This is a genomic window from Bradyrhizobium sp. CCBAU 53421, assembly GCF_015291625.1.
Classification (GTDB): domain Bacteria; phylum Pseudomonadota; class Alphaproteobacteria; order Rhizobiales; family Xanthobacteraceae; genus Bradyrhizobium.
In genome coordinates this window covers 6,820,253-6,847,164 of the sequence record NZ_CP030047.1, presented here as the reverse complement: position 1 = coordinate 6,847,164, position 26,912 = coordinate 6,820,253, and the positions used below count along the sequence as shown (strand labels likewise).

The following is a 26,912-nucleotide window of genomic DNA, read 5'->3' as shown; positions in this document are numbered from 1 at the left end:
AATCCCACGGAGTCGGCGTGATCACGGGCGTCGTGATAACGACCCTCGCCCGTTCATGAACGACTTGTGCCTTCCGCGCCCGGGCTTCAGCACTGGACACTCCGAGGTTACACAGCACCAGGGCTGCTCCGAGAGCGCACGCGAAGCTCGCAATCTTCATCTTCATGCATCGGCCTCCTGACCTGAGAGTGCACGCTCCATGTGCACCAAATGACGCACCACATTAGCATAGACTGAAAGGAAGACGGCGCCTATCGACCCTTTGCAGACTGCGCCGCCTTCCAGGCGGCGAGCGGTCGACGCACGGCCGCTATCCCCGTTCGGCGCATTCCCTTATGGTCGGCCACATGGATATAGCCGGCTTCGACCTCAACTTGATGAAGGCCTTTGATGCGCTGTACGCGGAGCGCCACGTGACGCGCGCCGGATCGCGGATCGGCCTCAGCCAGTCGGCGATGAGCGGCGCGCTCACGCGCTTGCGAGAGCTTCTTGGGGACGAGCTCTTCGTGCGAACGCCTTCAGGCATGCAGCCAACGCCCCGCGCCCATGACCTTGCTGGTCCCGTCTCGGATGCGCTCCGGCTGCTCCGGAGCGCGCTACAGGCCGATAGCTTCGATCCCGCGAGGGCCGACAATACCGTCACGCTCGCGATGAGCGACTATGCGGCGTTCGTCTTGTTGCCGCCACTCATGGCCCGCCTCAGCATCGATGCCCCGCACGTCAACGTGCGGGTCTGCGGGATATTCGGACGCGACGAAGCCATCACGCTGCTCGACAGCGGCGAGGCGAATCTGGCGATCGGTTTCCCCGTCGAGACGTCGGCGCGCATCATCAGCAGCCCGCTCTTTTTTGAGAGTTTCGCCTGCGTCGTGCGGGAGGGGCACCCGGCGTTCGCGGATGGTCCAAGCCTGAAGGCTTTCGCAGCGGCGCCGCACCTTCTGGTCTCTCCGGAAGGCGACCGCTCCGGGATCGTCGATCTGAGGCTTGCCGATCTCGGCCTCGAACGGCGCGTCGTGCTGAGCCTGCCACAATTCCTGGCCGCCCCCTTCGTGATCGCCGGGACCGACCTTGTCGCGACGCTGGCCTGCCGGGTCGCACGAAGGTTCGCTGGTACCGGAGCAGGCATAGCGATTTATGATCCGCCGCTCGAACTGCCCACCTGGCCACTTCACCTGATGTGGCACCGGCGGGCGGATACGCATGGGGCTATTGCCTGGCTGCGCGGCATCATCACCAAAATCGCCGCCTCGGCTTGACGCCATCGGCGCGATCGATAGCGCCACATCAGAACTCGCGATTTCCATCCGCATTGCCGTTCCGCTTTGTTGGATTCACCGAAATTGAAGAGTGATCGACATGCGAGTTTTGATAACAGGCGCGACTGGCCTGATCGGCGGTGCGGTAGCGCACCGGTTGAAAGAGGGAGGTCATGAAGTCGTGGGACTCGCCCGGTCGGAAGCCAGCGCGGCCAAGCTGCTCGACCGAGGCTTCGTGGCGGAGACAGGTGAGCTTGCCGACCCGGTGAGCCTGGCCTCGGCGGTGCGGGGCGTGGACGCCGTCGTCCATGCCGCTTCGCCCAACGATCAGAACGCTGCCTCTCTCGATGAGATTGCGACGCGTGCGATCCTCGCAGCCCAGCGCGGAACGGGTCAGCGCTTCATCTATACCAGTGGCAGCCTGGTCTACGGCTCCACGGGTGACACGCCAGTGACCGAGCGCACGCCATTGAACCCGGTCGAGATGGTCCGCTGGCGCCAGCCGCTGGAACGCGAAATCCTCGCGGCCGAAGGCGAGGGCGTCCATTCGGTCGTTATCCGGCCTGCCTGGGTATATGGCAACTGGGGCGGCGCCGCGATGATGATGGTCGCATCGGCCAAGGAACATGGTGCGGCGCTTCATGTCGGTGACGGTCAAAATCGCTGGTCGACCGTGCATGCCGACGATCTGGCCGATCTCTATGCGCTCGCGCTCGATCGGGCACCGGCGGGATCCGTCTTCAATGGCGCGCACGGTTCGGCGCCGCGGCTCGTCGAGATCGCACGCGCAGCGAGCGAGTTGGGCGGTGCCGGCGGCCGGGTAGCGGCATGGCCGCTCGAAGAGGCGCGCAAGATCCTCTGGGGTTTCGCCGATGCCATCGCCTCCGATCAGATCATCTCGGGCGAGAAGGCGAAGCGCGAACTCGGCTGGAACCCTTCGCGAGGATCGATCATCGACGAGTTGCGCGCTTATGCGTTGGCGGTCGCTTAGGTCATGCACACGATATTCATCAGGCTGCTTGCCGCTGCCTTCGCCAGTGCAGGTCTGTTCAATGCGATCGCGACGCCGACGACGCGGAGCAACTTTGTTCGATGGGGGTATCCCGCGTGGTGGTGCCGGGTCACCGGCGGATTGGAGATATCGGCCGCGATCCTGGTCGCACTACCGGCAACCCGTGCAGCAGGCTTGATCCTCTGCGCCGTCATTCTCGCCGCGGCAGCTTTGACCATCCTGCGACATCGGGAGTTTTCCCATCTCGTACCGATCGGTTGCTTCGCTGCCTTGCTCCTGATGGCGAGCCGGACTTCCTGAATGATCGGTGGCCCCGGGCATTTGAGGACGCTGTTGATCGGCTTGAATGCCCAAGGGAACCTGTCCCCTTGGGCGTCAAACCGTCGGATCGCCCGGATCTTTCTTGGCACGGCGCACGACGGTCTGGAGCGAGCGGAAATCTTGCGCCGTCCTCGGCTTTGCCGGCTGTGATCCAAGGCGGACATAAGAGTGGGACCGGTAGCGAGCGCATCCGATGCGGCATGCTCTGATGGCGTCACGCGCAATTCGATTGGCGCGATCTGTCACTGTCCCGCCCTCTGAGAAAATCCAGGTTCAAAGCGCTCGCAGCGAAACACATTCAAACTGTGGGCAAGCCGATCGGACGACGTTCGCTCCGTCGGTCATTTGTTGTGGCTTCGCATGATACCGCTTTGCTCGTTCATGCCCGCCATTCAGCGACGGTCCCCCAAGGTCAAAGGACGCCCATGCAAGCACCTAGATATACCCGACGCGCCGCGCTGGCGCTGGCACTTGCCACCTCGGCCCTGTTCATGATGCCCGCGGCTGATGCCGAACCTTTGCCGGCCGATGCGCTGGTCGGAATCTGGGAGGCCGATGACGGCACGGTGAAGCTCGACATGTTCAAGGCCGGATCGGAATTCCAGGCGCATATGCTCTACGGCAACGAGATCGTGGAAGCCGACAACGTCACGTTCAAGAAAGACGCCAACAATCCGGACCCGGCGCTGCGCTCGCGCTCGCTGAAGAACATCGTGTTCATCACGGGTCTGCGCTGGACTGAGGGCGAATGGAGCGGCGGTTCGATCTACGATGCCTCGTCCGGCCGCACCTACAATTGCAAGGCCGAGATCAGGAACGGAAAGATGGGATTGCGGGGTTATCTCGGCATTCCGGCGATGGGACAGACCCGCACCTTCCATCGCGTTCGCGGCTGACACGCTCGCCGCAAGAGAAGCTCGTTCCTGTCATGCCTTCCCATGGGTTGCTGTTGTCGACGGTGGTTCAGTACGCGGCGGGTCTCTTCGGGGGGGCATGGCCTCGACGCCGGGATCAGTCGTGACTCCCGGCTACCTGTTGCGGGGAGGGGCTGAGTTGCGCCAATTAGCGACCAAGGCGCTGTTTCCACGAGCGTTCTTGTTCTGGCGTCACTGGCGATGATTGGCGTGATATGCAAGTCTATTGGCGGGCTTCGCCAGTGTGTGGGTGACCGAAGGCGCTAGGTTGGTTGCACACTGTGAGAGGTTACGATGGACGACAGACGAAAGAAAACAGCGCTCGTGACCGGAGCTTCGTCCGGCATGGGCAAGGAAATCGCAAAGCGCCTGATCAAGGACGGCTTTCAGGTCTTTGTCGCGGCGCGGCATACCGACAAGATGAATGACCTCGTCAAGCTCGGCGCGCGGGCGTTGCGCATGGACATCTCGAACGAGGCCGAGATCATGGCGACGGTTGATACGATTTTGCGTGAAACCGACGGTGTCGATGTACTCGTGAACAACGCCGGGTTCGGCCTTTATGGTCCCGTCGAAGAGGTCGGCATCGACGAAGCGCGCTACCAGTTCGAAGTGAACTTGTTCGGCGCGGCGCGCCTCACGCAACTGCTCTTGCCAAAGATGCGGGAGAAGCGCAGCGGTACCATCGTGAACATCACTTCCATGGGCGGCAAGATTTATACGCTGCTCGGGGCCTGGTATCACGCGACCAAGCATGCGCTCGAAGGCTGGTCCGATTGCTTGCGCCTTGAACTCGCCCCCTTCGGCATCAAGGTCGTCGTCGTCGAGCCCGGTCTGATCGAGACGGGTTTTGGCGATGTGGTAGCCAATGGCCTCCTGAAGCGTTCAGGCTCGGGACCGTATGCCAAGCAAACGCAAGCGGTCGCCAAGTCGACAAAGGACGCTTACGGCCACGGCCGTGGCACTGATCCCAACGTCGTCGCCGGCGTCGTGTCGAAGGCCGTGAAGGCGGCGAAGCCGCGCACGCGCTACGTCGCGGGTAGATACGCCTTGCCCATGATCAAGATCCGCGAATGGTTCGGCGATCGGATGTTCGATCGCATGATCATGAGCCAGATGCGCTAGGGGCGGCTATGCGTGGAGTGGCAGCAGATCGGTGCAAGGTGCCGCAGGCGTTCTGGCAGACCGCCGAGCGCATCGGCGTGCCGCCAGCCGCGCTGCTCCGGCAGGCACGGCTTCCGGCCACCTTGCATGTGAACGGCCAGGGGCAGGTCACGACGGCGCAGTATTTTGCGCTGTGGCGGGCACTGGAAGAACTGAAGCCGGAGCCGGGTCTCGGTCTCACGCTCGTTCAGAGCACGGATACGGCCGTGCATCCGCCCTCTAGCCTCGCCGCGTTCTATGCGCGGGACTTTCGCGATGGCTTGCTTCGCATCGCGCGGTTCAAGCGGCTCTGCTCGCCCGAACAAGTCCGTGTGGCGCAAGGCAGGGAAGAATGCGCGGTTACGGTCGAATGGCCTTACGCCACCGAACCCGAGCCCGCGATCTCAACAGATGTGACCTTTGCTTCGCTCGTTGAGCTTGGACGCCGGGGTACCGGGCAGCCACTTGCTCCTTTACGTGTCGAACTCGTCCGCGAACGTCCCAAAAGCGCTGTATATCAGAACTATTTCGAATGCCCGGTCCGCTTTGGTGTCGCGCAGAACCGCCTCATCCTCAAACCATCGGACCTCGACCGGCCATTTCCGGGACACAACCAGGAACTGCTCGAAATTCTCACACCGGCCTTGGCCTCGGCGCTCGGCGAGTTACAAGCGTGCAGCTCGATCAAGGAACAAGTGAAGGTCGTTCTCAAGAGAAGCCTTGCCAGCGGACGGCCGGAGTTGGCGGACGTGGCGCGCGATCTCGGCTTGAGCGAACGCACGCTGCAACGAAGGATTACCGAGGAAGGCGCGAGCTTCCGTGAGCTACTTGCCGAAGCACGGCAAGAGCTCGGGCGGCAGCTTCTCCTGGACCCTTCCGCCGAAATCGACGAGGTGGCCTGTCTTCTGGGCTACCAGGATACAAGTTCCTTTTATCGCGCGTTCCGGGATCGGGAAGGTGTGACGCCGAGCCGCTGGCGAGAATTGAGGGGCGACAAGCTTCACTAGCGAGACTATCCGACCGGCATCGTACATGAAGGCGGCCGCGCGCGGGCGCCTCCTCCTCCTCTCGCTCTCTCGATAGACCGCAACCGCTCACCCGATTTGCTGCGCAAATCGACCTCTCCCAAGGAGAGGTCGGTCGATAGCACAGCCTATTCAGCCAAAACCTATCGCTGCATAACTTCGGAATAATAGAAGATATCGCTGAGTTGCCCGACGTGTCAAGTTACTGGTCCGGGGGCCGGCGGCCCCGGCTACTTTGCATGGGGTTGTTTTCGATATTTTGTGTGCGCTCGCCTACCGCAGCGCCGCCAGCAGCTCGTCGGGCTGCTCGACCATCATCATGTGACCGGCGCCTGGAAGCACCACAATGCGGGCATTCGGCGTCGCCGCGGCGAGCGCCTTGCCGGCCTTGGCCGGGGTCATCATGTCGCGCTCGCCGAGCACGAAGGTCGCGGGCACCTTGACCGCGGCTGCTGCGGTGAGCGCGTTCTGGTAGGCGTTGCAGGCGTTGAGGTCGTTGTAGAGCACGCCGGGCTTGGCCTCCTGCAACACCCGCTGCGCGCCCTGGTGCATCCACAGGCCGGGCGCGAGGCTGCCGCCGAGCTCGGCCTTGAAGCCGAGGCCCCAGATCGAGACCATGTCGATAGCGTCGGCATCGTTGGCCTCGGCGGCCTTCAACAGATCGGGGCCGACCGTCATGGTCGCGGCGGTGCCGATCAGCGCGAGGCCGGACACCTTGTCGGGATGCCGCGCCGAGGTCTCGATCGCGATCAGCGAGCCCATCGAATGGCCGATCAGCCGCGCCTTCGATGCACCGGCGGCGGTGATCAGCGCCGCGACCCAGTCGGCCATCTCGGCGATGGTCGCGAGCGGCTTGCCGGCGGAGCGGCCGTGGCCGGGTAGATCAGGCGCCAGCACGGAATAGCCGTGATGGGCGAACCAGCGGCTGTGCAGCGCCCAGGTCGAGGAATCGAAGCCGGCGCCGTGGATCATCACCACAGCCGGCAACGAAGCATCGAACGGCTTGCCGCCGGTCGCGATGAAGGTGTCCAACCCGTTGACGGAAAGCTGCATGGGCTCAAGTCCTTTGCGAGGCGCGCAGCGCCTGGCCGAGATCGTCGATGATATCCTGCGCGGTCTCGATGCCGACCGACAGCCGCACCAGCTCCTCGCCGATGCCGGCGGCCTTGAGCTGTTCGGCGTCCATCTGCTGGTGCGTGGTGCTGGCGGGGTGGATCACCAGCGTCTTGGCGTCGCCGACATTGGCGAGATGGCTGATCAGCTTCAGGGACTCGATGAACTTCTTGCCGGCGGCGCGGCCGCCCTTGATGCCGAAGCTGATGATCGAGCCGGCGCCGCGCGGCAGCAGCTTCTTGGCCAGCGAGTAGTCCGGATGCGTCTCCAGCGACGGATGCAGCACCCAGTCGACCGCCTTGTTGGCGGCGAGGGCGTCCAGCACCGCATGGGTGTTGCTGATGTGGCGGTCCATGCGGACGCCGAGCGTCTCGATGCCCTGCAGCAGCTGGAAAGCGTTGGTCGGCGACAGGCAGGCGCCGAAATCGCGCAGGCCCTCGGTGCGGGCGCGCATGATGAAGGCGGCCTTGCCGAACTGCTCGTCGAAGACGATGCCGTGATAGCCGGCATAGGGTTCGGTGAGCTGCGGGAACTTGCCGGAGGCGCGCCAGTCGAACCGGCCGCCGTCGACGATGACGCCGCCGATCGCGATGCCATGGCCGCCCATCCACTTGGTCGCCGAGTTCATGGTGATGTCGGCGCCGAGCTCGATCGGCTGGCTCAGATAGGGCGTCGCGAAGGTGTTGTCGATCAACAGCGGAATCTTCGCATCATGCGCGATTTGAGCGACCGCCGGGATATCGAGCACTTCGAGGCCGGGATTGCCGATGGTCTCGCCGATCACGAGCCGCGTGTTCGGCTTGATCGCGGCCCGGAATTCGTCGAGCGCGCGGGGCTTCACGAAGGTCGTGGTGATGCCGAACCGCGGCAACGTGTGCGCCAAAATGTTGATCGTGCCGCCATAGAGCGAGGCGGAGGCGACGATGTGGTCGCCGGCATTGAGCAGCGTCGCGATCGCAAGATGCATCGCGGCCATGCCGCTGGCGGTGCAGATCGCGCCGACGCCGCATTCGAGCGCGGCGATGCGCTCTTCCAGCACCGCGGTCGTCGGGTTCGAGATGCGCGTGTAGATGTGGCCGGCACGTTCCAGGTTGAACAGCGCAGCGGCATGGTCGGCGTCCTGGAAGACGTAGGACGTGGTCTGATAGATCGGAACCGCGCGCGCGCCGGTCGCGGGATCAGGGCGCTGGCCGGCGTGCAGGCTCAGGGTTTCGAAGGCAGGCGGCTTGGGTGCGGGCATGCGAAGCTCGTCAGGTCAGTCGATGAATGTAATTACCGCGTGAGGTTAGACGTGAACTGCGGTGCGAACGCGGCCGACATTGCCGAACACGCGCAAATAGCGCTCGACCTCGGACGGGATGCCGGTCGCCTTCTCCGGATTGTCGGAGAGCTTCACGGCCGGGCGTCCGTCGACCGACGTCACCTTGCACACGATCGAGATCGGGTCGAGCTCGGCGGTTCCGTCAGGCGCGCAGCCGACGAAATCGTTGGTGAGGTTGGTGCCCCAGCCGAAGCTGACGCGCACGCGTCCCTTGAAGTGATGGAACGTCTCCTCGATCGAGCCGACATCCATCGCGTCGGAGAACACCAGGAGCTTCTCCTTGGGATCGCGGCCCTTCTGCTTCCACCACTTGATGATCTCTTCGCCGGCCGTGATCGGCGGCGCGCTGTCGGGACGAAAGCCGGTCCAGTCGGCGACCCAGTCCGGCGCATCGCGCAGGAACGGCTTGGTGCCGAACGCATCGGGCAGCGCGATCAGCAGGTTGCCGCCATAGGCGTGGCGCCATTGGTCGAGGATGCGATAGGGGGCCCAGCGCAGCTCCTGGTCGTCGTTGGCGAGCGCGGCAGCCACCATCGGCAGCTCGTGCGCATTGGTGCCGATCGCCTCGAGGTCGTTGTCCATCGCGAGCAGCACGTTCGACGTTCCGGTGAAGGACGGGCCGAGGCCTTCCTTCACCGCCTCGACGCACCAGCGCTGCCACAGGAAGCCGTGACGGCGGCGCGTGCCGAAATCGGACAGCCGCAATCCGTCCAGCTTGCGCAGCCGCTCGACCTTGGCCCACAGCTTGGCCTTGGCGCGGGCGTAGAGCACGTCGAGCGCGAAGCGGCCGTAAGTCTTGGTCGCCGCGCGCGAGCGCAGCTCGTTGAGGATCGCGAGCGCCGGAATCTCCCACATCGTGGTGTGGGTCCACGGCCCGTGGAAATGCAGCTCATACTGGCCGTCGACCTTGTGCAGCTCGTATTCGGGCAGGCGGAAGGTCGAGAGCCAGTTGATGAAATCGGGCGAGAACATCTGGGTCTTGCCGTAGAACGTGTTGCCGGCGAGCCAGATCAGTTCCTTCTTGGCGAAGCGGATGGTGCGCGCATGGTCGAGCTGGGCGCGCAGCTCGCCCTCGTCGATGACCTCGGCAAGCCGGATATGGGTGGAGCGGTTGATCACCGAAAAGGTCGTGCGGGTGTCCGGATAGCTTTCCCGGATCATCTGCTGCATCAACAGCTTGTAGAAATCGGTGTCCAGCAGGCTGCGCACGATCGGGTCGAGCCGCCAGCCGTGGTTGTAGGTCCGGGTCGCGATATCTGTCACGGTCATGCGGGAACCTTAGCCTGCCCCGCGGCGGCCGCCCAGTGGGTATCGGGCGGAACATGGCAGGTCAGCGCGCTATGGTCTGCCGTATACGGCCGACCTTGGCGGCGACATCGGTCCAGGCCGGCTTGTCCGGGGCAAATTGCCGCCGGAGGAAGGTGGCGAGCTCGGCGACCTGGCCGTCGCTCATGCTGTCCTTGAAGGCCGGCATGTAGCCGAGATCGGTCACGGCCGGCTTCGTGATGCCGTGCAGGATCACCTGGATCAGATTGTCGGGCGCATCGCTGTGCAGATTGCTGTTCAGCGCCAGCGACGGCCGGCTGCCGAACAGCGGCGGGCCGCCGACCTCGTGGCAGACCGCGCAGGCGCCCTGATAGATCCGCGCGCCGGTCGAGGCGGCGGTGGTGACGGCGGTACTGGTCTCGAGCTTCGCGGCAAGCGCATCGTGGGCCGGCCGATCGGCGGCCTCGTTGAACGAGGCGAGGTAGACCGCCATCGCGCGGATGTCCTGATCGGGCAGCGCGGCGAGTTCCTGCACGACGGGCGCCATCGGGCCGGCGGCGACGCCGTGCAGGCGCGACTCGCCGGTGCGCAAGTAGGCGTAGAGTTCGTCCTCGCTCCAGGGGATCGGCGCCTTCGACAGCGACGTCAGCGCCGGCGCCTCCCAGCCTTCGGCGAAACCGCCGGCGAGATAGGCCGCTTGCCGCTCGGCGCCGAGCGCGTTGCGCGGCGAGTGGCAGGCGCTGCAATGGCCGAGGCCCTCGATCAGATAGGCACCGCGATTCCATATCGCCGACTTCGATGGACCGGGCTGGAACGTGCTGGGCTGGTGGAACAGCGCATTCCATCCGGCGAGCAGCGGCCGCAGGTTGAACGGAAAGGCCAGCGCGTTCGCCTTCGCCTCGGCGCTCACCGGCGCCTGCGCCATCAGATAGGCATAGAGCGCCTGCAGGTCGGCATCGCTGGTCCTGGCGAAATGCGTGTACGGAAGCGCCGGATAGAGATGGCGCCCGTCGCGATGAATGCCCTCGCGCATCGCGCGCTCGAAGGCGGGATAGGACCAGGCGCCGATCCCGGTTGCGACGTCGGGTGTGATGTTGGTGGTGTAGATGGTGCCGAACGGCGTCTCGAGCGGCCGGCCGCCGGCGTTCGCGATTCCATGCTCCGAGGTGTGGCAGACGGCGCAGGCGCCGAGTGACGCAAGCTCCTTGCCGCGCGCGATCGTCGCGGCGGAATAGACCGAGGCGTCGGGCCGGGCGATCGGCGCGATCGCGCGCCAGGGCAGCACCGCCGCGCCGACACCAATAGCGGCGGCGCAGAGCGCGGCAATGCCGGCGAGCAGGCCGCTGCGCTTCGCAAAAGGATTCTGCCACCTGTTGAGATCAGCCGTCCGCGCAGGCGGCGGAAGAGGGGCGGGCGCTGCGGGCTGCTCGCCGTGCAAGCCCTTCAGGATGCGTTCCGGCGTGAACGGCAATTCGCGAAAACGCACGCCGGTCGCGTCATAGATCGCATTGGCGATCGCAGCCGCGCTCGGCACCGAGGCGGATTCGCCGACGCCGAGCGGCGGCTGGTCCTGCCGCGGCAGCATCAGCACGTCGATCTTCGGCAGCTCAGGAAACTTGATGATGGGGTAGGCGCCCCATTCACGTGCCGTCACCGCGCCGCGTTCGAATGAGACCTCCTCCATCAGCGCGCGGCTGGTCGACTGGATCACGTTGCCTTCGATCTGGTGCCGCACGCCTTCCGGGTTGATCATCAACCCGGAATCCTGGCCGGCGACCACGCGCGTCACGCTGACGTCGCCGGTCGTCTTGTTGACGGCGACGTCGGCGATCCACGCCGACCATGCCGCGCCGTAGCCGGGAAACTTGCTGTGCATGTAGAGCGCATAGGCAAAGCCGCGGCCGCGGACGATATCGCCGTTCGCCTCAGGCTCCTTCCACACCGGGCGCGGCGTCCAGCCGGCGCGCTCGGCAACCGCGTTGACGAGATCGATCGCACGCTTGTCCTTTAGATACCGCAGCCGGTATTCGATCGGATCGACCTCGGCCTCGGCGGCAAGCTCGTCGATATAGGATTCATGCGCGAAGGTGTTCGGCAGTGCCGAGACGCCGCGAAGCCAGGAGGCGCGCACGATCGGCGGCATGTCGTTGGCGACCACGCGCATGTTCTCGTAGTCGTAGGGCGGGATCGCGGTGCGGTCGCCCATCTCGAACACGGCCGCTTCAGGCGCGATCCGCCCGGTGAGCAGCAGCGCCAGGGTCGGCGCGCCGTTTGAGGGATAGCGCGTGGCAAAATCGTAGCCGGCGACGCTGCCGTCGGCATTGAGCCCGCCATTGACGTCCATCAGCTGCGCGGTGCCCTTCGGCTCCCAGGCGTGCTCCTGCTCGCGGGTAAGCTGCACGCGCACCGGCCGGCCGACCGCGCGCGACAGCAGCAGCGCATCGGCGGAGACGTCGTCGGCGCAGTTGCGGCCGTAGCAGCCGGCGGCCTCCATCCGGATCACGTCGATCTCGGATTCCGGCCGCTGGATCAACAGCGCCAGATCGCCGCGCAGGATGTGCGGGTTCTGGGTGCCGGACCAGACCCGGACCGCGCCCTCGCCGCAGTCGGCGACCGCGCAGGACGGGCCGATCGAGCCGTGCATCTGGTAGGGCCAGACGTACGTCCGCTGCATCGGCTTGGCCGCCGCCTTGATCGCGCCATCGACGTCGCCCTTGTCGATCAGCTGCCGCGGCGTCGAGGGATTGGCGCGCAGCGCCTGTTCGATGTCGGAGAGATCGGTCAAAACAGGCCCCGGCTTCCAGCTCACCTCGAGCTGCGCGGCGGCCTTGATCGCGTTCTCCTCGCGCTCGGCGACGACGCCGACGAAATCGCCGATCCGCACCACCGCGACGAGGCCGGGGATATCGCGCACCGAGGCTTCATCGACTGCGATCAAGCTGGTGCCGACGAACGGGCCGGCATCGACGCCGGCATAGGGCGGGCGGACGACGCGGCCGTGCAGCATGCCTGGCACGCGCACGTCGTGAACATAAACGAGTTCTCCGGTGGCCTTCGCCGCCAAGTCGACGCGCGGCACGGATTTGCCGACCACGGAATACGCACTCACTTCCTTGACCGCAACGTCGTCGGCGAGCTCGAGCCGGATGGTCTCGTCCGCGATCAACTCGCCATAGCTGACGCTGCGGTTGTCATGGCCGCGGACCAGCCCATCCTCGATCGTGAGGTCACTCTCCGCCAATTCGAGCCGCGCGGCCGCGCGCGCGAGCAAAAAGTGCCGCGCTTGCGCAGCGGCCTTGCGCAAGGGAACAGCGGTGATCTGGATGGTTTCGCTTGCGATCGTCGCGCCCTGGTTCGGCACCACGGCGGTATCGCCGAGGATCACGACCACGCGGGCAAAGGAGACGTCGAGTTCTTCGGCGACGATCTGTCCGAGCGCGGTGCGGATGCCGGTGCCGAGATCGACATGGCCGTTGTAAGCGTTGACGGAACCATCGGCCGTGATGGTGATGAAGGTCTCGAACGCGCCTTCCGCGCCCAGCACCGCGGGGCGGACGACCGACAGTGAGCCGAGCATGCGTTGCTCTGGAGACCGCGCGTCCGTCATTAATCGCGCGCCTCGAGCGCGTGGCCGGCGGCGCGCATCGCGGCGCGGATGATCTCGATATGGGCACCGCAGCGGCAGAGATTGTAGCGCAGCGCTTCCAGCACCTCGTGTTCGGACGGATTTGCATTGCGCGTGAGCAGCGCCTTGGTGGTGATGATCATGCCGTTGAGGCAATAGCCGCATTGCGCGGCCTGTTCGCGAATGAATGCATCCTGCACCGGATCGGGATGCTCGCGGCTGCCGAGGCCCTCGAGCGTGACGATGTCGTGCCCCGCACAGCCCTCGATCGGAATCACGCAGGAGCGCGCCGCGACGCCGTCGATCAGCACCGCGCAGGCGCCGCACTCGCCGAGCCCGCAGCCATATTTCGGTCCGTTCAATTCGAGATCGTTGCGCAGCACATAAAGCAATGCGGTGTCGGGAGCGGCGTCGACATCATGATTCCTGCCGTTGACGGTCAGGCGCATTGCCCTGGTTCTCCCCTGATGTTTGCGCTGCAACGTCAGCGTCAAATCCGCCGGTGAGGATAACGTTTGTATACAAACGTGCAAGCGGCGGCATGCCGCGCTGCAGCGAGTGCACGCTTTATGAACAGGGTGCGCAAGCGAATGGCAGGGTTTGATTGCAAAGGCTGCTTGACAGGCTTGAGGCTCGCGCGCAGGATCATTCGTATACGAACGATATAGGCAGGGAGGCGGAAGCGCAGTATGATCGACCGCCACCACAAGTCCAGGCTTGGTCACGATGGCTGACACAATGACCGTCGCCGCCGGCGACAAGATCCGCTGCGATGCCTGTCCGGTGATGTGCTACATCAAGCCGGGCGCGGCCGGCGCCTGCGACCGTTATGCCAATCACGACGGCACGCTGGTGCGCGTCGATCCGCATGTCGTGCTGGAGCGCACCGTCTCGCATGGCGGCAAGCTGGTGCCGTTCCAGGTGAGCGGCGACTGGGACGGCAAGATCGTCCGTCAGCCCGAACTGTTCGTCACCGCGATCGGCGCCGGAACCACCTATCCTGACTACAAGCCGGCGCCCTTCATCGTGTCGTCGGAGGTCGACGGCATCGACATGGTCACGGTGGTGACCGAGGGCATTTTCTCCTATTGCGGCGTCAAGGTGAAGATCGACACCGACCGCTATCTCGGGCCGGAGACCGCGACCGTGCGCGCGGACGGCGAGGCGGTCGGCCATGTCACGACCAGTGAATATGGCTCGCAGATGCTCTCGCTCGGCGGCGTGCATCATCTGACCGGCGGCTCCAAGAAGGAAGGCCGCGTCACCTGCGACACGCTGATGGATCTCTCCAACTGCAAGGCGGTGGAGCTGACCATCGACGGCGGCGCCACCGTCGTGGTGCAAGCCGGCAAGCCGCCGATCGTCAACGGCACGGCCGAAGAGCGCATGCGGGTCGGCTGCGGCTCGGCGACCATCGGCATGTTCGCCAAGCAATGGCACGGCAAGGTCGATGAAGTCGTGGTGGTCGACGACCACATCACCGGCGTGCTCAGCGAGCATCAGGCCGGTAAGCTGCTCGACATCGCCGACACCGGCATCAAGATGAAGGGCCGCCGTTCGACGCCCGGTCGCTATTTCCAGGTCGCCGATCCCGGCACCGGATGGGGCGGCACCAACATTTCAGATCCGCTGTCGATCCTCGGGCCCTTCAATGCCAAGGAGGCGCGGCCGGGACTGACCATGCTGATGGTCTCGACGACAGGCGAGCATGCCTCGTACTACGTGCTCGACGAGGTCTTGAGGCCGGTCGAGACCGAGATGCCGGCGGATCTGAAATTCTCGGTCGAGCGCATCCAGGAGAATTGCGAGCCGGCGCTGTGCACCGTGCTGTTCATGGGCGGCGCGGGCGGATCGCTGCGCGCCGGCGTCACCGACAATCCGGTGCGGCTGACCCGCTCGGTGAAGGATGCGCTCACAAGGGTGACTAGCGGCGGCGCGCCGGTTTATGTTTGGCCCGGCGGCGGCATCACCTTCATGGTCGATGTCACGCAGATGCCGGCCGGCGCCTTCGGTTACGTGCCGACCCCGGCACTGGTGGCGCCGATCGAGTTCACGATGCGGCTGTCGGATTACGCGGCGCTCGGCGGTCATATGGACTACGTCCGGCCGCTGTCGTCGCTGCGGGACAGCGCCGAAGTCCGGCCGATGCCATTCCTCCCAGGACGGCGCGCATGAGCCGGCTCCCGCAAATCGCGCTTCTTCCTGACGGCAAGCGGCTGCATTTGCAGGACGGTCCGATTGATCTGGTCATCGAGGCCAAGGGCCGGGATGCGGACGTCAGTGCCGCCTATCGGGCCGCGGCAGCGCGCTTCACCGGTTTGCTTGACGAACTCTGCGCGGAACTAGCCGGGCTACGCAGTGCGGCCGATCCGCAGCGGTGCACGTTGAAGGGCGTGGTCGCCCGGCGCATGCATGCGGCCGTCGCGCCGTTTGCCGCCGACGGTTTCATCACGCCGATGGCGGCCGTCGCGGGTTCGGTCGCAGAGGAAATCCTCGGCGCGATGCGGCAGGCGGCGGTGCTCGACCGCGCCTATGTCAACAACGGCGGCGACATTGCCTTGCATCTCGCAGCCAACGAACAGTTCACCGTCGGCCTGATGGATCGGCCGGACCGCCATGGCGTGATGCGCACCATGACCGTAGATAGCGACATGCCGGTCCGCGGCATTGCGACCAGCGGCCGCCACGGCCGCAGCTTCTCGCTCGGCATCGCCGATGCCGTCACCGTGCTGGCGCGGACGGCAGCACAGGCCGATGCCGCCGCAACCGTGATCGCCAATGCGGTCGATCTGCCCAGCCATCCCGCGATCCTGCGCATTCCGGCGTGCGAATTGCAGCCGGACAGCGATCTCGGCGCGCGGCTGGTGACTCGCGACGTCGGACGGCTCGCGGAACACGAGATCGATCAGGCGCTCGAGGCGGGGGCGGCGCGGGCACGCGACCTCCTGATGTCGGGATTGATCGAGGGCGCGGCATTGCGTCTACTGGGCGAAACGCGGCTTGTCGGTGCAACTGGGAACGAGACGCCGGCGTCGCACGCGTTTCAAGGAAGAACGTCAGAAATCATGCTGCAGGCATGACCGGGAGCGAGGCAAGATGAGCGCCGTCATTCGCAAGATCGTCACCGTGGTCGAGGAGACCCATCTGGAGATGGGCAAGACCATTGCACCGCCGACAAGGCGGGCCGCTGCGATCGCCGTGATCGAGAACCCCTTTGCCGGCCGTTATGTCGAGGATTTGTCGCCGCTGATCACGATCGGCGAGGAGCTCGGCGAATTGCTGTCGAAGCGGGCAATTGCCGCGCTCGGCATCGACGGCGCCAAGGCGCACAGCTACGGCAAGGCCGCCGCCGTCGGCGAAAACGGCGAGCTCGAGCACGCGGCGGCGATCCTGCACCCCAAGATGGGCGCGCCGGTCCGCAAGGTGCTCTCCAAGGGCGCCGCGCTGATCCCATCGTCGAAGAAGCGCTCGGGTCCCGGCACCACGCTGGATATTCCGCTCGGGCACAAGGACGCTGCCTTCGTACGCAGCCATTTCGACGGCATGGAGGTGCAGATTAACGACGCGCCGCGGGCCAACGAGATCATGGTCGCGGTTGCGGTCACCGACAGCGGACGGCCGCTGCCGCGCGTCGGCGGGCTGACGGTCGGCGAGATCAAGGGCGAAGACGGATTGCGATAATCTCTTTGAAGAAAAACTGGAGGACGGGATGCGTGGTTATTTCGTAGGGGCGGGATTGGCGATCGCGGTCGCGACCATGGCAACGAGTGCCATGACAACGCAGGCCATGGCGCAGAGCGAAATCAAGATCGGAGAGATCAACTCTTATTCCTTGCTGCCGGCGTTCACCGAGCCCTATCGCAAGGGCTGGCAGCTCGCGGTGGAGGAGATCAACGCGGCCGGCGGCATCAACGGCAAGAAGCTCGTCGTCGTTTCCAAGGATGACGGCGGCAAGCCTGCGGATGCGCAGACCGCGGCCAACGAACTGGTGTCGAGCGAGAATGTCGCGATGCTCACCGGCACGTTCCTGTCCAATATCGGCCTTGCCGTCAGCGATTTCGCCAACCAGAAGAAGGTGTTTTTCCTCGCGGCTGAGCCGCTGACCGACGCCATCACCTGGTCGAAGGGCAACCGCTACACGTTCCGCCTGCGGCCGTCGAACTACATGCAAGCGGCGATGCTGGTGGAAGAAGCCGCAAAACTTCCCGCAAAGCGTTGGGCGACGATCGCGCCGAACTATGAATACGGCCAGTCGGCGGTCGCGGTGTTCAAGAAGCTGATGTCGGAGAAGCGGCCCGACATCCAGTGGGTCGACGAGCAGTGGCCGCCGCAGGGCAAGATCGACGCCGGCCCGGTGGTGCAGGCGGCGGCTGCGGCGAACCCCGAGGCGATCCTCAACGTCACCTTCGGCGCCGACCTCGTCAAGCTCGTGCGCGAAGGCAACACCCGCGGCCTGTTCAAGGGCCGCACGGTGGTGAGCTTCCTGACCGGCGAGCCGGAATATCTCGACCCGCTGAAGGACGAGACGCCGGAAGGCTGGATCGTCACCGGTTACCCCTGGTACTCGATCAAGACGCCCGAGCACGACGCGTTCCTGAAGGCCTATCAGGCCAAGTACAACGACTATCCGCGGCTCGGCTCGATCGTCGGCTACCAGACCATCAAGGCGGCGGCGGCGATCCTCGCCAAAGCCGGCTCGAGCGATCCGGAGAAGCTGATCGCGGCGGCGGAAGGCATCTCGATGCCGTCACCGTTCGGCGAGATCACCTTCCGCAAGATCGATCACCAGTCGACGCTCGGGGCCTTCACCGGCAAGACCGCGCTGAAGGACGGCAAGGGCATCATGGTCGACACCGCCTATCGCAAGGGCTCGGACTATCTGCCTGGTGATGCCGAGATCGAGAAGCTGCGGCCGAAGGATTGAGCTTTTTACTCCCTCGCCCCGCTCTTGCGGGGAGAGGGTTGGGGTGAGGGGCTATCTCCGCGAGCGAGCGCGTGGAGAGTCCCCCTCACCCGAATTCAAGCTGGCGCTTGAATTCGACCTCTCCCCGCAAGCGGGGCGAGGTGAAGGAAAGTGACGCTTGTAATCTCCAACGCGGACCGCCCATGGCTTTCTACGTCGTCCAGTTCCTGACCGGTCTTGCCAGCGCGGCGTCGCTGTTCCTGGTCGCTTCGGGCCTGTCGATCATCTTCGGCGTGACGCGGATCGTGAATTTCGCACACGGCGCGTTCTACATGCTCGGCGCATACGTCGCCTTCACCTTGACCGAGCGCTTCGCCGGCGCGTTCGGCTTTTGGGGCGGCATCATCGTCGCGGCGCTGGCGGTTGCTGCGATCGGTGTGCTGGTCGAGATGGTGCTGCTGCGCCGGATCTATCATTCGCCGGAGCTGTTCCAATTGCTCGCAACCTTCGGCCTCACGCTGATGGTCGAGGACCTCGTGGTGCTGATCTGGGGGCCGGACGATCTGGTCGGCCGCCGCGCGCCCGGCTTCAAGGGCGCGATCGATTTCTTCGGCCAGAATATCCCAAGCTATGATCTGTTCCTGATCGTGCTCGGGCCGGTCGTGCTCGGCGTGCTCTGGCTATTGTTCCAGCGCACCCGCTGGGGCGTGCTGGTGCGCGCGGCGACGCAGGACCGCGATATGGTCGCGGCGCTCGGCGTCAATCAGAAATGGCTGTTCACCAGCGTGTTCGCGCTCGGCGTCTTCCTCGCCGCCCTCGGCGGCGCGCTGCAGATCCCGCGCGATGCGGTCAACCATGCGATGGATTTGCGCGTCATCGTCGAGGTCTTCGTCGTGGTCGTGATCGGCGGCCTCGGCAGCATCATCGGCGCCTTCGTCGCGGCGGTGCTGGTCTCGGAGCTCAATGCCTTCGGCATCCTGATCTTCCCGAAGATCTCCATCATCCTGGTATTCCTGGTGATGGCGGTGGTGCTGATCGTCCGTCCGTGGGGGCTGTTCGGCAAGCCGGAGGCCCCAGTGCGGCGCACGCCGGGCCTCACCGTCAATCCGTGGCGGCCGCTGACGATGAATGAACGGATGGCCGCGATAGCGGTGCTCATTGTCGCCGCCGCGCTGCCGTTCGTCGCCGGCAATTACCTGCTCACCGTCGGCTCGGAGATCGCGATCTTCGTGATCTTCGCGGTCAGCCTGCACTTCCTGATGTCGGTCGGCGGGCTCGCCTCGTTCGGCCACGCCGCCTATTTCGGCCTCGGCGCCTATGGCGTGGCGCTGCTTGCCAAGATGGCGGGTCTGCCGATGATCGCCTGCCTGCTGCTCGGCCCGCTGCTGGGGCTCCTGGGCGCCGCCGTGTTCGGCTTCTTCGCGGTGCAGCTCTCGGGCGTCTATTTCGCGATGCTGACGCTGGCGTTTGCCCAGATCGTCTGGTCGATCGCGTTCCAGTGGGTGTCGGTCACCGGCGGCGACAACGGCATCCTCGGGGTCTGGCCGGAAAAATGGGCGGCGAGCCCGTCGCATTTCTACTGGCTGTCGCTCGGCATCGCCGCGCTCGCGGTCGTGATCCTGCGTATCATCGTGTTCTCGCCGTTCGGCTTTGCGCTGCGCGCCACGCGCGATTCGCCGCTGCGCAGCGAAGCCGTCGGCATCAACGGCAAGCGGATCCAGTGGACCGCCTTCGTGATCGCGGGCACGGTTGCCGGCCTTGCCGGCGCGCTGTTCGCTTATCTCAAGGGCAGCGTGTTCCCCGACAACATGGGCATCTCGCTGTCGGTCGATGCGTTGGTCATGGTGCTGCTCGGCGGCGTCGAGACGGTGTCGGGCGCGGTGGTCGGCGCGATCGTCTACAAGGCGCTCAACATCTGGCTGGTCAGCCAGACCGACTGGTCGAAGCTCGTGCTCGGCGCCTTCGTCGTGTTGATCGTGGTCTCCTTCCCGAAGGGCATCGTCGGCACGCTGGAAGCTTTCCTGCATCGTCGGCGCAAATCTTCGTCGTCGGCGTCGCCCGCGCTGACCTCCCGCATCGAGACTGCCGAATGAGCATGGTCCCCACATTGCTGTCGGTCGAGGGGCTGACCAAATCCTATGGCGGCGTGCATGCCGTGCGCGGCGTCTCGTTCGAACTGCGCGCCGGCGAGATTTTGGCGCTGATCGGACCGAACGGGGCGGGCAAGAGCACCTGCTTCGATATGCTCAACGGCCAGAACATCCCCGATAGCGGCCGCATCCGCGTGCTGGGGGCGGAGACCACCGGCAAGAAGCCGCGCGTGATCTGGCGGATGGGCGTCGGTCGCACCTTCCAGATCGCGGCGACGTTCCCGACCATGACGGTGCGCGAGAACGTGCAGGTCGCACTGGTCTCGCATGGCGGGCAATTGTTCAACCTGTGGGCCTCGACCGCGCGGCACGCCCGCGACGAGGCCGGTCGGCTGCTCGATCTGGTCGGCATGGGTGCCTATGCGGAGCGGCCCTGCGGCGAGCTCGCCTATGGCGACGTCAAGCGGCTCGAGCTTGCGATCGCGCTCGCCAACCAGCCGAAGCTGCTCTTGATGGATGAACCAACCGCCGGCATGGCGCCGCGCGAGCGCGTCGAGCTGATGCGGCTGACGGCGCGGATCGCGCGCGAGCAGTCGATCGGTGTTCTCTTCACCGAGCACGACATGGACGTGGTGTTCGAGCATGCCGACCGCATCCTGGTGCTCAACCGCGGCAGCCTGATCGCCGAGGGCTCGCCCGAAGAGGTCCGCGGCAACGCCCAGGTGCGCGCGATCTATCTCGGCGAAGGCCTGGTCTACGACGCGCGGCACCGCGAGGGAGCATCGGCATGAAGCTCACGGTGAAGGACCTCAACAGCTTCTACGGTCCGGCGCATATCCTGTTCGACATCGCGCTCGAGGTCGGCGAGGGCGAAGTGGTCGCGTTGCTCGGCCGCAACGGCGCCGGCAAGTCGACCACGTTCCGCTCCATCGTCGGCCTGGTCGAGAACCGCTCCGGCCGCGTGATGTTCGAGGGCAGAGACGTCTCTGAGCTGCCGACCCATGCGATCGTGCGCGGCGGGCTCGGCTATGTGCCGGAGGAGCGGCGCATCTTCACCGATTTGACGGTCGAGGAGAATCTCGAGGTCGGCCGCCAGCCGAAGCGGCCGGGTGCGCCGCAATGGGATCGCGACAAATTGTTCAAGTTGTTCCCCAACCTCGGCGAGATGCGCGGCCGGCCGGGCGGGCGCATGAGCGGCGGCGAGCAGCAGATGCTGACGATCGCACGCACCTTGATGGGCAATCCGTCGCTGGTGCTGCTCGACGAACCGTCGGAAGGTCTGTCGCCGAAGATCGTCGAGCAGATGGTCGATGCGATCCTGGCGATGAAGAAAGAGGGCGTCAGCATCGTCGTGTCAGAGCAAAATCTGCATTTCGCCCGGCTGATCTCGGATCGCGCCTACATCATCGAGCGCGGCCGGATCTGTTTCGGCGGCACCATGGCGGAACTCGATGCGCGTCCGGATGTCCGCGACGCGCATCTGTCGCTGTAAAGGGCGGGGTGGACAATGGCGAGGAGTGCTGCACAGAAGCGAAGCGTCAAGGCGGCCAAGCCCGGTTACGTGCTCGACGAGCAGATCGGCTTCATCCTGCGCCAGGTGTCGCAGCGCCACGCCGTGATCTTCGCCCGCGAGATCGGCATCAATTTGACGCCGACGCAGTGGGCCGCGCTGTCGAAGCTGTCGGAGGTCGGGGCGTGCTCGCAGAACCAGCTCGGGCGGCTCACCTCGATGGACGTTGCGACCATCAAGGGCGTGATCGATCGCCTGACCGCGCGCGGCCTGACCGAGACCTCGCCCGATCCCGACGACGGCCGCCGCCTGCTGGTGAGCCTGACGCGCGCCGGCCAGCAGATGGCCGACAAGGCAGCTCCGAATGCGCTTGTGATCTCCCGCGAGACGCTGGCGCCGCTCGACGCCAAGGAGCGCGAGACGCTGATGGCACTGCTCGGGAAATTACGCTGACGCAATCTATCACCGTCACCCTGAGGAGGTCGCGAAGCGACCGTCTCGAAGGGTCGACGGCCCGGCCGTGGCCCCACGTGGGCCGTGCATCCTTCGAGGCTCGCTGCGCTCGCACCTCCAGCGACAACGGCGAAGCCGTTGCGCGGGGATGACGGGACACATCGTTCGCGCTCCCTACTTCGCCACGATCGCGCACCGTAGGATGGGTAGAGCGCAGCGAAACCCATCATTGGTACCGGCGGCGAGATGGTGGGTTTTGCTTCGCTCTACCCGCCCTACGATCTCAGGCCGAACGCCAGCGCAACGGCACCGACCAGCACCAGGCTGAGGGCCCACACCGTGTCCAGGTTGAACCAGCTCCGGGCCACGAATTTGAGACCGAGATAGCGGTAGACCAGCCACGCCAGGCATCCACCGGCGGCGATCATTGCGCCGGCATGGACGATGGAGACCAGCACGGCCATGGTGAGACTGGTGTCGATCAGGCTGTTGGCCGCCGCATGGCCTTGGTCCGGCTCGGCTGCGCGGCATAGTCCGAGATAGATCGGCACCAGCATCAGCGCCGCGCCATGGGCGATCGCCACCGCGAACGACCACAAAGCGAGCTGCGTCGGCGGTATCCGCGCCAGAGCCCGCGGATGGCGCCGGTCGATCAGCCGATAGATGCCGAAGCCGATTACAAGCACGCTCGCGCCGATCCGGATCGTGCGCTGCCATTCGACGAGGGTGATCAGCAGCGCGAAGGGCAGGATCACGAGCAGCATCGCCAGCAGATGACCGATTGCGAGCGGGCCAAGCGCGGCGAGCAGCGCGCGCGAACTCCTCTGCATCAATCCGGCCGAAACCGCGAGCGGCCAGCCCATGCCCGGGTTGATCCCGTGGTAGAGGCCGCTCGCAATCACCGCCAGCCACAACCAAGCCGGTGTCCAGTCGGCTGCACTCACATTCACGCCGATGGATAGCAGAACGAATCCGTCGAGCAGTCGCCGCCGTCGAGCCGGATCTGGTGCGCGCGGTACCCGTCGGGGAGGCTGACCCAGTAGTCCTTGGCGAGTTCAAGCCCGCCGCCCGGGCTGGCATGCGCCATCACCTCGGCGCCGGGAATGCCGTCGGGATAGAACTGGTCGTCCCAGGTCGAGTACAGCGAATTGGTCCAGTAGACCCGCTTGCCGTCGCGGCTGATCTCGACCATTTGCGGACCGCCGGCAAATGTCTGGCCGTTGGGATGCGGGGTGCGCCGGGCGATGCCGCCGATGTGCACCGATCCGGCGAGCTTCGGCTTGCGCGGATCGCGGACATCGTATTGGCGCATCTCGCCGGTGGCCCAGCAGGAGACGTACAGGAACCTGTCGTCCATCGACAGGTCGATGTCGGTCACCAGCGGCGGCACGGCGCCGAAACCCTGCAGCAGGGGCGGCAACTGCTCCTTGGGCGCGGGCTCGGGCGGGATCGTCGCCGTCTTCTCGATGTGAAACTTGCCGCCCTCGCGCCACCAGGTCCAGATCGAACCTTCGAGGTTGGTGGTGTCGACCACGACGCCGACGAAGCCGTATTCGCGAACCGGATCGTGCGCTGGCCGCACCTCCAGCGCCATCTGATGGTTGGCGCCGAGATCGATGGTCTGCACATTGCGACGCGCGCGCAGATCCCAGAAGTGGATGCGATGGCCGTATTTGTTCGAGAGCAGGTCTTCCGGCGCGATGCCGTTCTCGAATTGCGGCGGCAGCGCCCATTCGCTGCTCACCATGTAGTCGCGCGGCAGGTTCCACCAGAAATCATAGTGCTTGGTCTGGGGACCGCGATCGATCTCCCAGCGTCCGAGCACCTCGAAGGTCTCGCAATCCATGATGAAGACGCCGGGCGGCCCGTCGGTGCCGTCCTTGCCGCCGCCGCCGAGCGTGGAGACATAAATGCCGTCCGGTCCGCAGTGGATGGTATGCGGCCGCGAATAGCCGGTCTTCCTGAACACCTCCTCAGGCTCGATGATCTTGTGGATCTTGGCCTGCGTCGGATCCGGCTTGGTGTCGATGACGTAGATCCGCGACGACCGCATGCCGGGCACGATGAGATAGCGGCGCTCGATGAAGGCATGGCCCGCAAGCGGGGACAATGCCGACGAGCACGCGTTCCAGCCGAAATGGTGAAACTCGTCGCCCTTGTTGGGCATCGTCACGGTGTGGACGATCTTGCTGTAGGTCGGCGAGCCCGGCTTGACGTCGATGACGGCAAGCGCGTCGGGCTTGGAAAAATCCGGGCTGAGCAGCACGGTGTAGGCGAAGTTCTCCGCCGGAGCTTCCATCGCAAGCTTCGGCGACGCATGAAACGTGGGATCTGGCCTCATCGTCATCGTGCTGCCTCCTGTTTGCCTGGTGTGGACCAACACGGCACGGCGGCATGCGACGGGAACTTAATCGTCGCGTGGCTCTTGCGAGCGCCGCCGGCTAGGTTCGCGTGGCGGCACGATACACCTCAATGATGACGGGTGGAAACAAGTTACGGAAGCGGCGCGGCAAAGCCACGCGGTGCCGAGCCTATGATCCGGCAGCCCCTTCAAGAGGTTGGGCAAGCCTCGCTGTGTGTCCCTGCGGAACCAATGTCTCACCGTCACCCTGAGGAGCGCGCAGCGCGTCTCGAAGGGTAGACGGCCCGGCTGCGGGCCGGGCAGCCTTCGAGGCACGCTGCGCGTGCACCTCCAGCGACAACGGCAGAGCCGTTGCGCGGGGGGGGGGGGGGGACGGATTAAGAGTTGTTCTCGCCCACTACTTCGCGACGATCTCCGGCACCTTGCCTGCGGGCGGCGTGTTGCGGCTGCGCTGGGTGCGGACGATGCCGTCGATGATGGTCATGCCGATGCCAGGGAGGTCGCCGAGCTGAACGCTCTCCAGGATGTTCTTGCCCGGCGAGTGCTGCGCCTTGTCCATCAGCACGAAATCGGCGGAGCGGCCGACCTCGATCAGGCCGCAGTCGAGCTCGCGCATCCGCGCGGTGTTGCCGGTCGCAAGGCAGAATGCGAGCTCAGCAGGCAGCTCGCCGAGCGAGGACAGCAATGAGACCATCCGCAAGATGCCGAGCGGCTGCACGCCGGAGCCGGCCGGTGCGTCGGTGCCGAGGATGACGCGGTGCAGATCGCCCATCTCGCGCGCGGTGCGCAAGGTGAACAGCGCCGAGCGTTCGTTGCCGTTATGCACCAGCTCGAGCCCGCGCTTGCAGCCCTCGCAGATGCAGCGGATCTGGTCGTCGGGCAGGGCGGTGTGGCCGCCGTTGATGTGGCCGACCACGTCGGTGTCGGCCTCCAGCACCACGTCCTTGTCGATCAGGCCGGAGCCCGGGATCGACGGGCCGCCGGTGTGGATCGTGCTTTGAATGCCGTATTTGCGCGCCCAGCCGACCATCTTCCGCGCCGTCGGTCCGTCCTTCACGCCACCTAGCCCGACCTCGCCGAGCAGCTTGACGCCGGCGGCGGCCATTTCCTTGAAATCGTCCTCGACCATCTCGCATTCGATGACGGGCGCGCCGGCGTGCACCTTCACGCCGCCCGGCCGCAGCGTCCAGAACGCGCGCTGCGCGAAGATCGCCATCGCCTTCACGCCGACCACGTCGCGCGGCCGGCCGGGCATGTGCACTTCGCCGGCGGAGATCATGGTGGTGACGCCGCCATGCAGATAGCTGTCGATCCAGTTGATCTGGTTCTGCCGCGGCGTCCAGTCGCCGGCGACGGGATGCACGTGGCTGTCGATCAGGCCGGGCGCGACCGTCGTGCCCATGGCGTCGACGATCGTGGTGGCGCCGTCGGTGTCGACGTCCTTGAGGCGGCCGATCGCAGTGATCTTGCCGTTCTCGGCGACGATGGTATCGGCGTCCAGGATCGGCTTCTCCAGCGCTCCCGACAGCAATAGCCCGATATTGCGGATCACCAGCTTGCTGGGACCGGTGGCCTGGGGCGCGTCGTGAGCCATGGGTGTTTTCCTTCTGTTTTCTTTCCGAAATTGCCCGGGAATTTGAGCCCGGCTTGACTTTTCGATCAAGCCGGATTATTCGTTTGTATACGAATGATCGTATACAAACGATCCGGCCGGTCAACTGGTTCAAGTCCTTGCCCGCCGCAGCACAAATCAGGGGTTGGTGCGATGAGCAATTTCAACCAGGAAAGCGTCCTCAGCGTCCATCACTGGACCGACACGCTGTTTTCCTTCAAGACCACGCGCAATCCGTCGTTCCGCTTCCGCAACGGCGAGTTCACCATGATCGGGCTCAAGGTCGGCGAGAAGCCGCTGCTGCGCGCTTACAGCGTCGCCAGCGCGAATTACGAGGACACGCTCGAATTCTTCTCGATCAAGGTTCCGGACGGTCCGCTCACCTCGCGCCTCCAGCACCTCAAGGAAGGCGATGAGATCATCGTCAGCCGCAAGGCCACCGGCACGCTGGTCATCGACAATCTCGAGGACGGCCGCAACCTCTATCTGATCGGCACCGGCACGGGCCTCGCGCCGTTCCTCAGCGTGATCAAGGATCCCGAGACCTATGACCGGTTCGAGAAGGTCGTGCTGCTGCACGGCTGCCGCCGCGTCAAGGAGCTCGCCTACGGCGAGATGATCACCGAGAAGCTGCCGCAGGACGAACTGATCGGCGAGCTGGTGCGCGACCAGCTGATCTACTATCCGACCGTGACGCGCGATCCGTTCCGCAACCGCGGCCGCATCACCGACCTCATCACCTCGGGGAAGCTGTTCGCCGACATCGGCCTGCCGGCGCTCGATGCCGCGCATGACCGCGTCATGATCTGCGGTTCGCCGGCGCTGGTCGCCGACACCCGCACGCTGCTGAATGGCCGCGGCTTCGCTGAGGGCAATCACGGCGAGCCAGCGCAGTTCGTGGTGGAGAAGGCGTTCGCCGAGCGCTAAAGCTTCGCGCTGATCTCCAGCCCCGTCGTTGCGAAGAGTTCACGGCAAAATTGCACAGC

The 26,912-nt window shown here is 65.3% G+C and carries 23 protein-coding genes; 15 read left to right on the top strand and 8 right to left on the bottom strand.

Translation table 11 applies throughout. From position 1 onward, the window contains the following. The first annotated feature begins 347 nt into the window (after nucleotides 1–347). The 6 genes from XH92_RS32205 to XH92_RS32180 all read left to right on the top strand — a co-directional run bounded on the left by XH92_RS32205 (nucleotide 348) and on the right by XH92_RS32180 (nucleotide 5,653). Nucleotides 348–1,256, top strand: coding sequence for a LysR family transcriptional regulator (locus XH92_RS32205; RefSeq protein ID WP_194455728.1), 909 nt, complete (start codon nucleotides 348–350; stop codon nucleotides 1,254–1,256). A 100-nt stretch (nucleotides 1,257–1,356) separates the two neighbouring features. Next, a complete protein-coding gene (locus XH92_RS32200) occupies nucleotides 1,357–2,247 on the top strand; it encodes an NAD-dependent epimerase/dehydratase family protein (protein WP_246788599.1) in 891 nt (296 codons plus the stop codon). A 3-nt stretch (nucleotides 2,248–2,250) separates the two neighbouring features. Further along, the gene (locus tag XH92_RS32195) at nucleotides 2,251–2,568 is read left to right on the top strand and encodes a DoxX family protein (RefSeq protein ID WP_194455726.1); all 318 of its coding nucleotides are present in this window, start codon (nucleotides 2,251–2,253) and stop codon (nucleotides 2,566–2,568) included. A 446-nt stretch (nucleotides 2,569–3,014) separates the two neighbouring features. Then, nucleotides 3,015–3,485, top strand: coding sequence for a DUF2147 domain-containing protein (locus XH92_RS32190; RefSeq protein WP_194455725.1), 471 nt, complete (start codon nucleotides 3,015–3,017; stop codon nucleotides 3,483–3,485). A 312-nt stretch (nucleotides 3,486–3,797) separates the two neighbouring features. Further along, nucleotides 3,798–4,628: an oxidoreductase gene (locus XH92_RS32185; RefSeq protein ID WP_194455724.1), complete on the top strand. Its 831-nt coding sequence runs from the start codon at nucleotides 3,798–3,800 to the stop codon at nucleotides 4,626–4,628. Between the two features lie 8 nt (nucleotides 4,629–4,636). Then, the gene (locus XH92_RS32180; protein WP_194455723.1) at nucleotides 4,637–5,653 is read left to right on the top strand and encodes an AraC family transcriptional regulator; all 1,017 of its coding nucleotides are present in this window, start codon (nucleotides 4,637–4,639) and stop codon (nucleotides 5,651–5,653) included. 291 nt (nucleotides 5,654–5,944) lie between these two features. Here XH92_RS32180 and XH92_RS32175 read toward each other — a convergent pair whose 3' ends face one another. The 5 genes from XH92_RS32175 to XH92_RS32155 form a co-directional block, all read right to left on the bottom strand. Next, complete coding sequence (locus tag XH92_RS32175) at nucleotides 5,945–6,724, bottom strand: alpha/beta fold hydrolase (RefSeq protein ID WP_194455722.1); 780 nt, start codon at nucleotides 6,722–6,724, stop codon at nucleotides 5,945–5,947. A 4-nt stretch (nucleotides 6,725–6,728) separates the two neighbouring features. After that, on the bottom strand, nucleotides 6,729–8,024 hold the full coding sequence (locus tag XH92_RS32170) for an O-acetylhomoserine aminocarboxypropyltransferase (protein WP_194455721.1): 1,296 nt from the start codon (nucleotides 8,022–8,024) through the stop codon (nucleotides 6,729–6,731). 45 nt (nucleotides 8,025–8,069) lie between these two features. Further along, nucleotides 8,070–9,374: a nicotinate phosphoribosyltransferase gene (gene pncB, locus XH92_RS32165; RefSeq protein ID WP_194455720.1), complete on the bottom strand. Its 1,305-nt coding sequence runs from the start codon at nucleotides 9,372–9,374 to the stop codon at nucleotides 8,070–8,072. A gap of 61 nt (nucleotides 9,375–9,435) precedes the next feature. Further along, entirely contained in the window at nucleotides 9,436–12,978 is a 3,543-nt protein-coding gene (locus XH92_RS32160; protein ID WP_194455719.1) for a molybdopterin cofactor-binding domain-containing protein, read from the bottom strand. Beyond that, a complete protein-coding gene (locus XH92_RS32155; RefSeq protein WP_194455718.1) occupies nucleotides 12,978–13,445 on the bottom strand; it encodes a (2Fe-2S)-binding protein in 468 nt (155 codons plus the stop codon). Before XH92_RS32155 ends, XH92_RS32160 begins: the two co-directional genes overlap by 1 nt. A 277-nt stretch (nucleotides 13,446–13,722) precedes the next feature. Here XH92_RS32155 and XH92_RS32150 point away from each other — a divergent pair, with 277 nt between their 5' ends. From XH92_RS32150 to XH92_RS32115, 8 genes are all read left to right on the top strand, one after another. Then, complete coding sequence (locus tag XH92_RS32150) at nucleotides 13,723–15,171, top strand: 6-hydroxynicotinate reductase (protein ID WP_194455717.1); 1,449 nt, start codon at nucleotides 13,723–13,725, stop codon at nucleotides 15,169–15,171. After that, complete coding sequence (locus XH92_RS32145) at nucleotides 15,168–16,076, top strand: UPF0280 family protein (RefSeq protein WP_194455716.1); 909 nt, start codon at nucleotides 15,168–15,170, stop codon at nucleotides 16,074–16,076. The genes XH92_RS32150 and XH92_RS32145 overlap by 4 nt, the downstream gene beginning before the upstream one ends. A 16-nt stretch (nucleotides 16,077–16,092) precedes the next feature. Beyond that, the gene (locus XH92_RS32140; protein WP_194455715.1) at nucleotides 16,093–16,677 is read left to right on the top strand and encodes an amino acid synthesis family protein; all 585 of its coding nucleotides are present in this window, start codon (nucleotides 16,093–16,095) and stop codon (nucleotides 16,675–16,677) included. 28 nt (nucleotides 16,678–16,705) lie between these two features. Next, complete coding sequence (locus tag XH92_RS32135) at nucleotides 16,706–17,920, top strand: ABC transporter substrate-binding protein (RefSeq protein WP_194455714.1); 1,215 nt, start codon at nucleotides 16,706–16,708, stop codon at nucleotides 17,918–17,920. Nucleotides 17,921–18,102: 182 nt separating this feature from the next. Further along, entirely contained in the window at nucleotides 18,103–19,992 is a 1,890-nt protein-coding gene (locus XH92_RS32130) for an ABC transporter permease (protein ID WP_194455713.1), read from the top strand. Next, on the top strand, nucleotides 19,989–20,780 hold the full coding sequence (locus XH92_RS32125; protein WP_016842451.1) for an ABC transporter ATP-binding protein: 792 nt from the start codon (nucleotides 19,989–19,991) through the stop codon (nucleotides 20,778–20,780). Before XH92_RS32130 ends, XH92_RS32125 begins: the two co-directional genes overlap by 4 nt. Further along, nucleotides 20,777–21,481 carry an ABC transporter ATP-binding protein gene (locus tag XH92_RS32120; RefSeq protein WP_194455712.1) on the top strand — a complete coding sequence of 235 codons (705 nt, stop codon included), beginning with the start codon at nucleotides 20,777–20,779 and terminating at the stop codon, nucleotides 21,479–21,481. Before XH92_RS32125 ends, XH92_RS32120 begins: the two co-directional genes overlap by 4 nt. A 15-nt stretch (nucleotides 21,482–21,496) precedes the next feature. Continuing rightward, nucleotides 21,497–21,952 (top strand): MarR family winged helix-turn-helix transcriptional regulator, encoded by a 456-nt coding sequence (locus XH92_RS32115; protein ID WP_194455711.1) that lies wholly within the window; start codon nucleotides 21,497–21,499, stop codon nucleotides 21,950–21,952. A gap of 275 nt (nucleotides 21,953–22,227) precedes the next feature. Here the strand turns inward: XH92_RS32115 and XH92_RS32110 are convergent, their stop codons facing one another. The 3 genes from XH92_RS32110 to XH92_RS32100 form a co-directional block, all read right to left on the bottom strand. After that, nucleotides 22,228–22,896 (bottom strand): hypothetical protein, encoded by a 669-nt coding sequence (locus XH92_RS32110; RefSeq protein ID WP_194455710.1) that lies wholly within the window; start codon nucleotides 22,894–22,896, stop codon nucleotides 22,228–22,230. A 2-nt stretch (nucleotides 22,897–22,898) separates the two neighbouring features. After that, the gene (locus XH92_RS32105) at nucleotides 22,899–24,299 is read right to left on the bottom strand and encodes a selenium-binding protein SBP56-related protein (protein ID WP_194455709.1); all 1,401 of its coding nucleotides are present in this window, start codon (nucleotides 24,297–24,299) and stop codon (nucleotides 22,899–22,901) included. A gap of 412 nt (nucleotides 24,300–24,711) precedes the next feature. Then, entirely contained in the window at nucleotides 24,712–25,908 is a 1,197-nt protein-coding gene (locus tag XH92_RS32100) for an amidohydrolase family protein (protein ID WP_146985184.1), read from the bottom strand. 171 nt (nucleotides 25,909–26,079) lie between these two features. Between XH92_RS32100 and XH92_RS32095 the strand changes: the two genes are divergently transcribed. Next, nucleotides 26,080–26,853, top strand: a complete 774-nt coding sequence (locus XH92_RS32095) for a ferredoxin--NADP reductase (RefSeq protein ID WP_194455708.1) — start codon at nucleotides 26,080–26,082, stop codon at nucleotides 26,851–26,853. Nucleotides 26,854–26,912 lie beyond the last annotated feature (59 nt).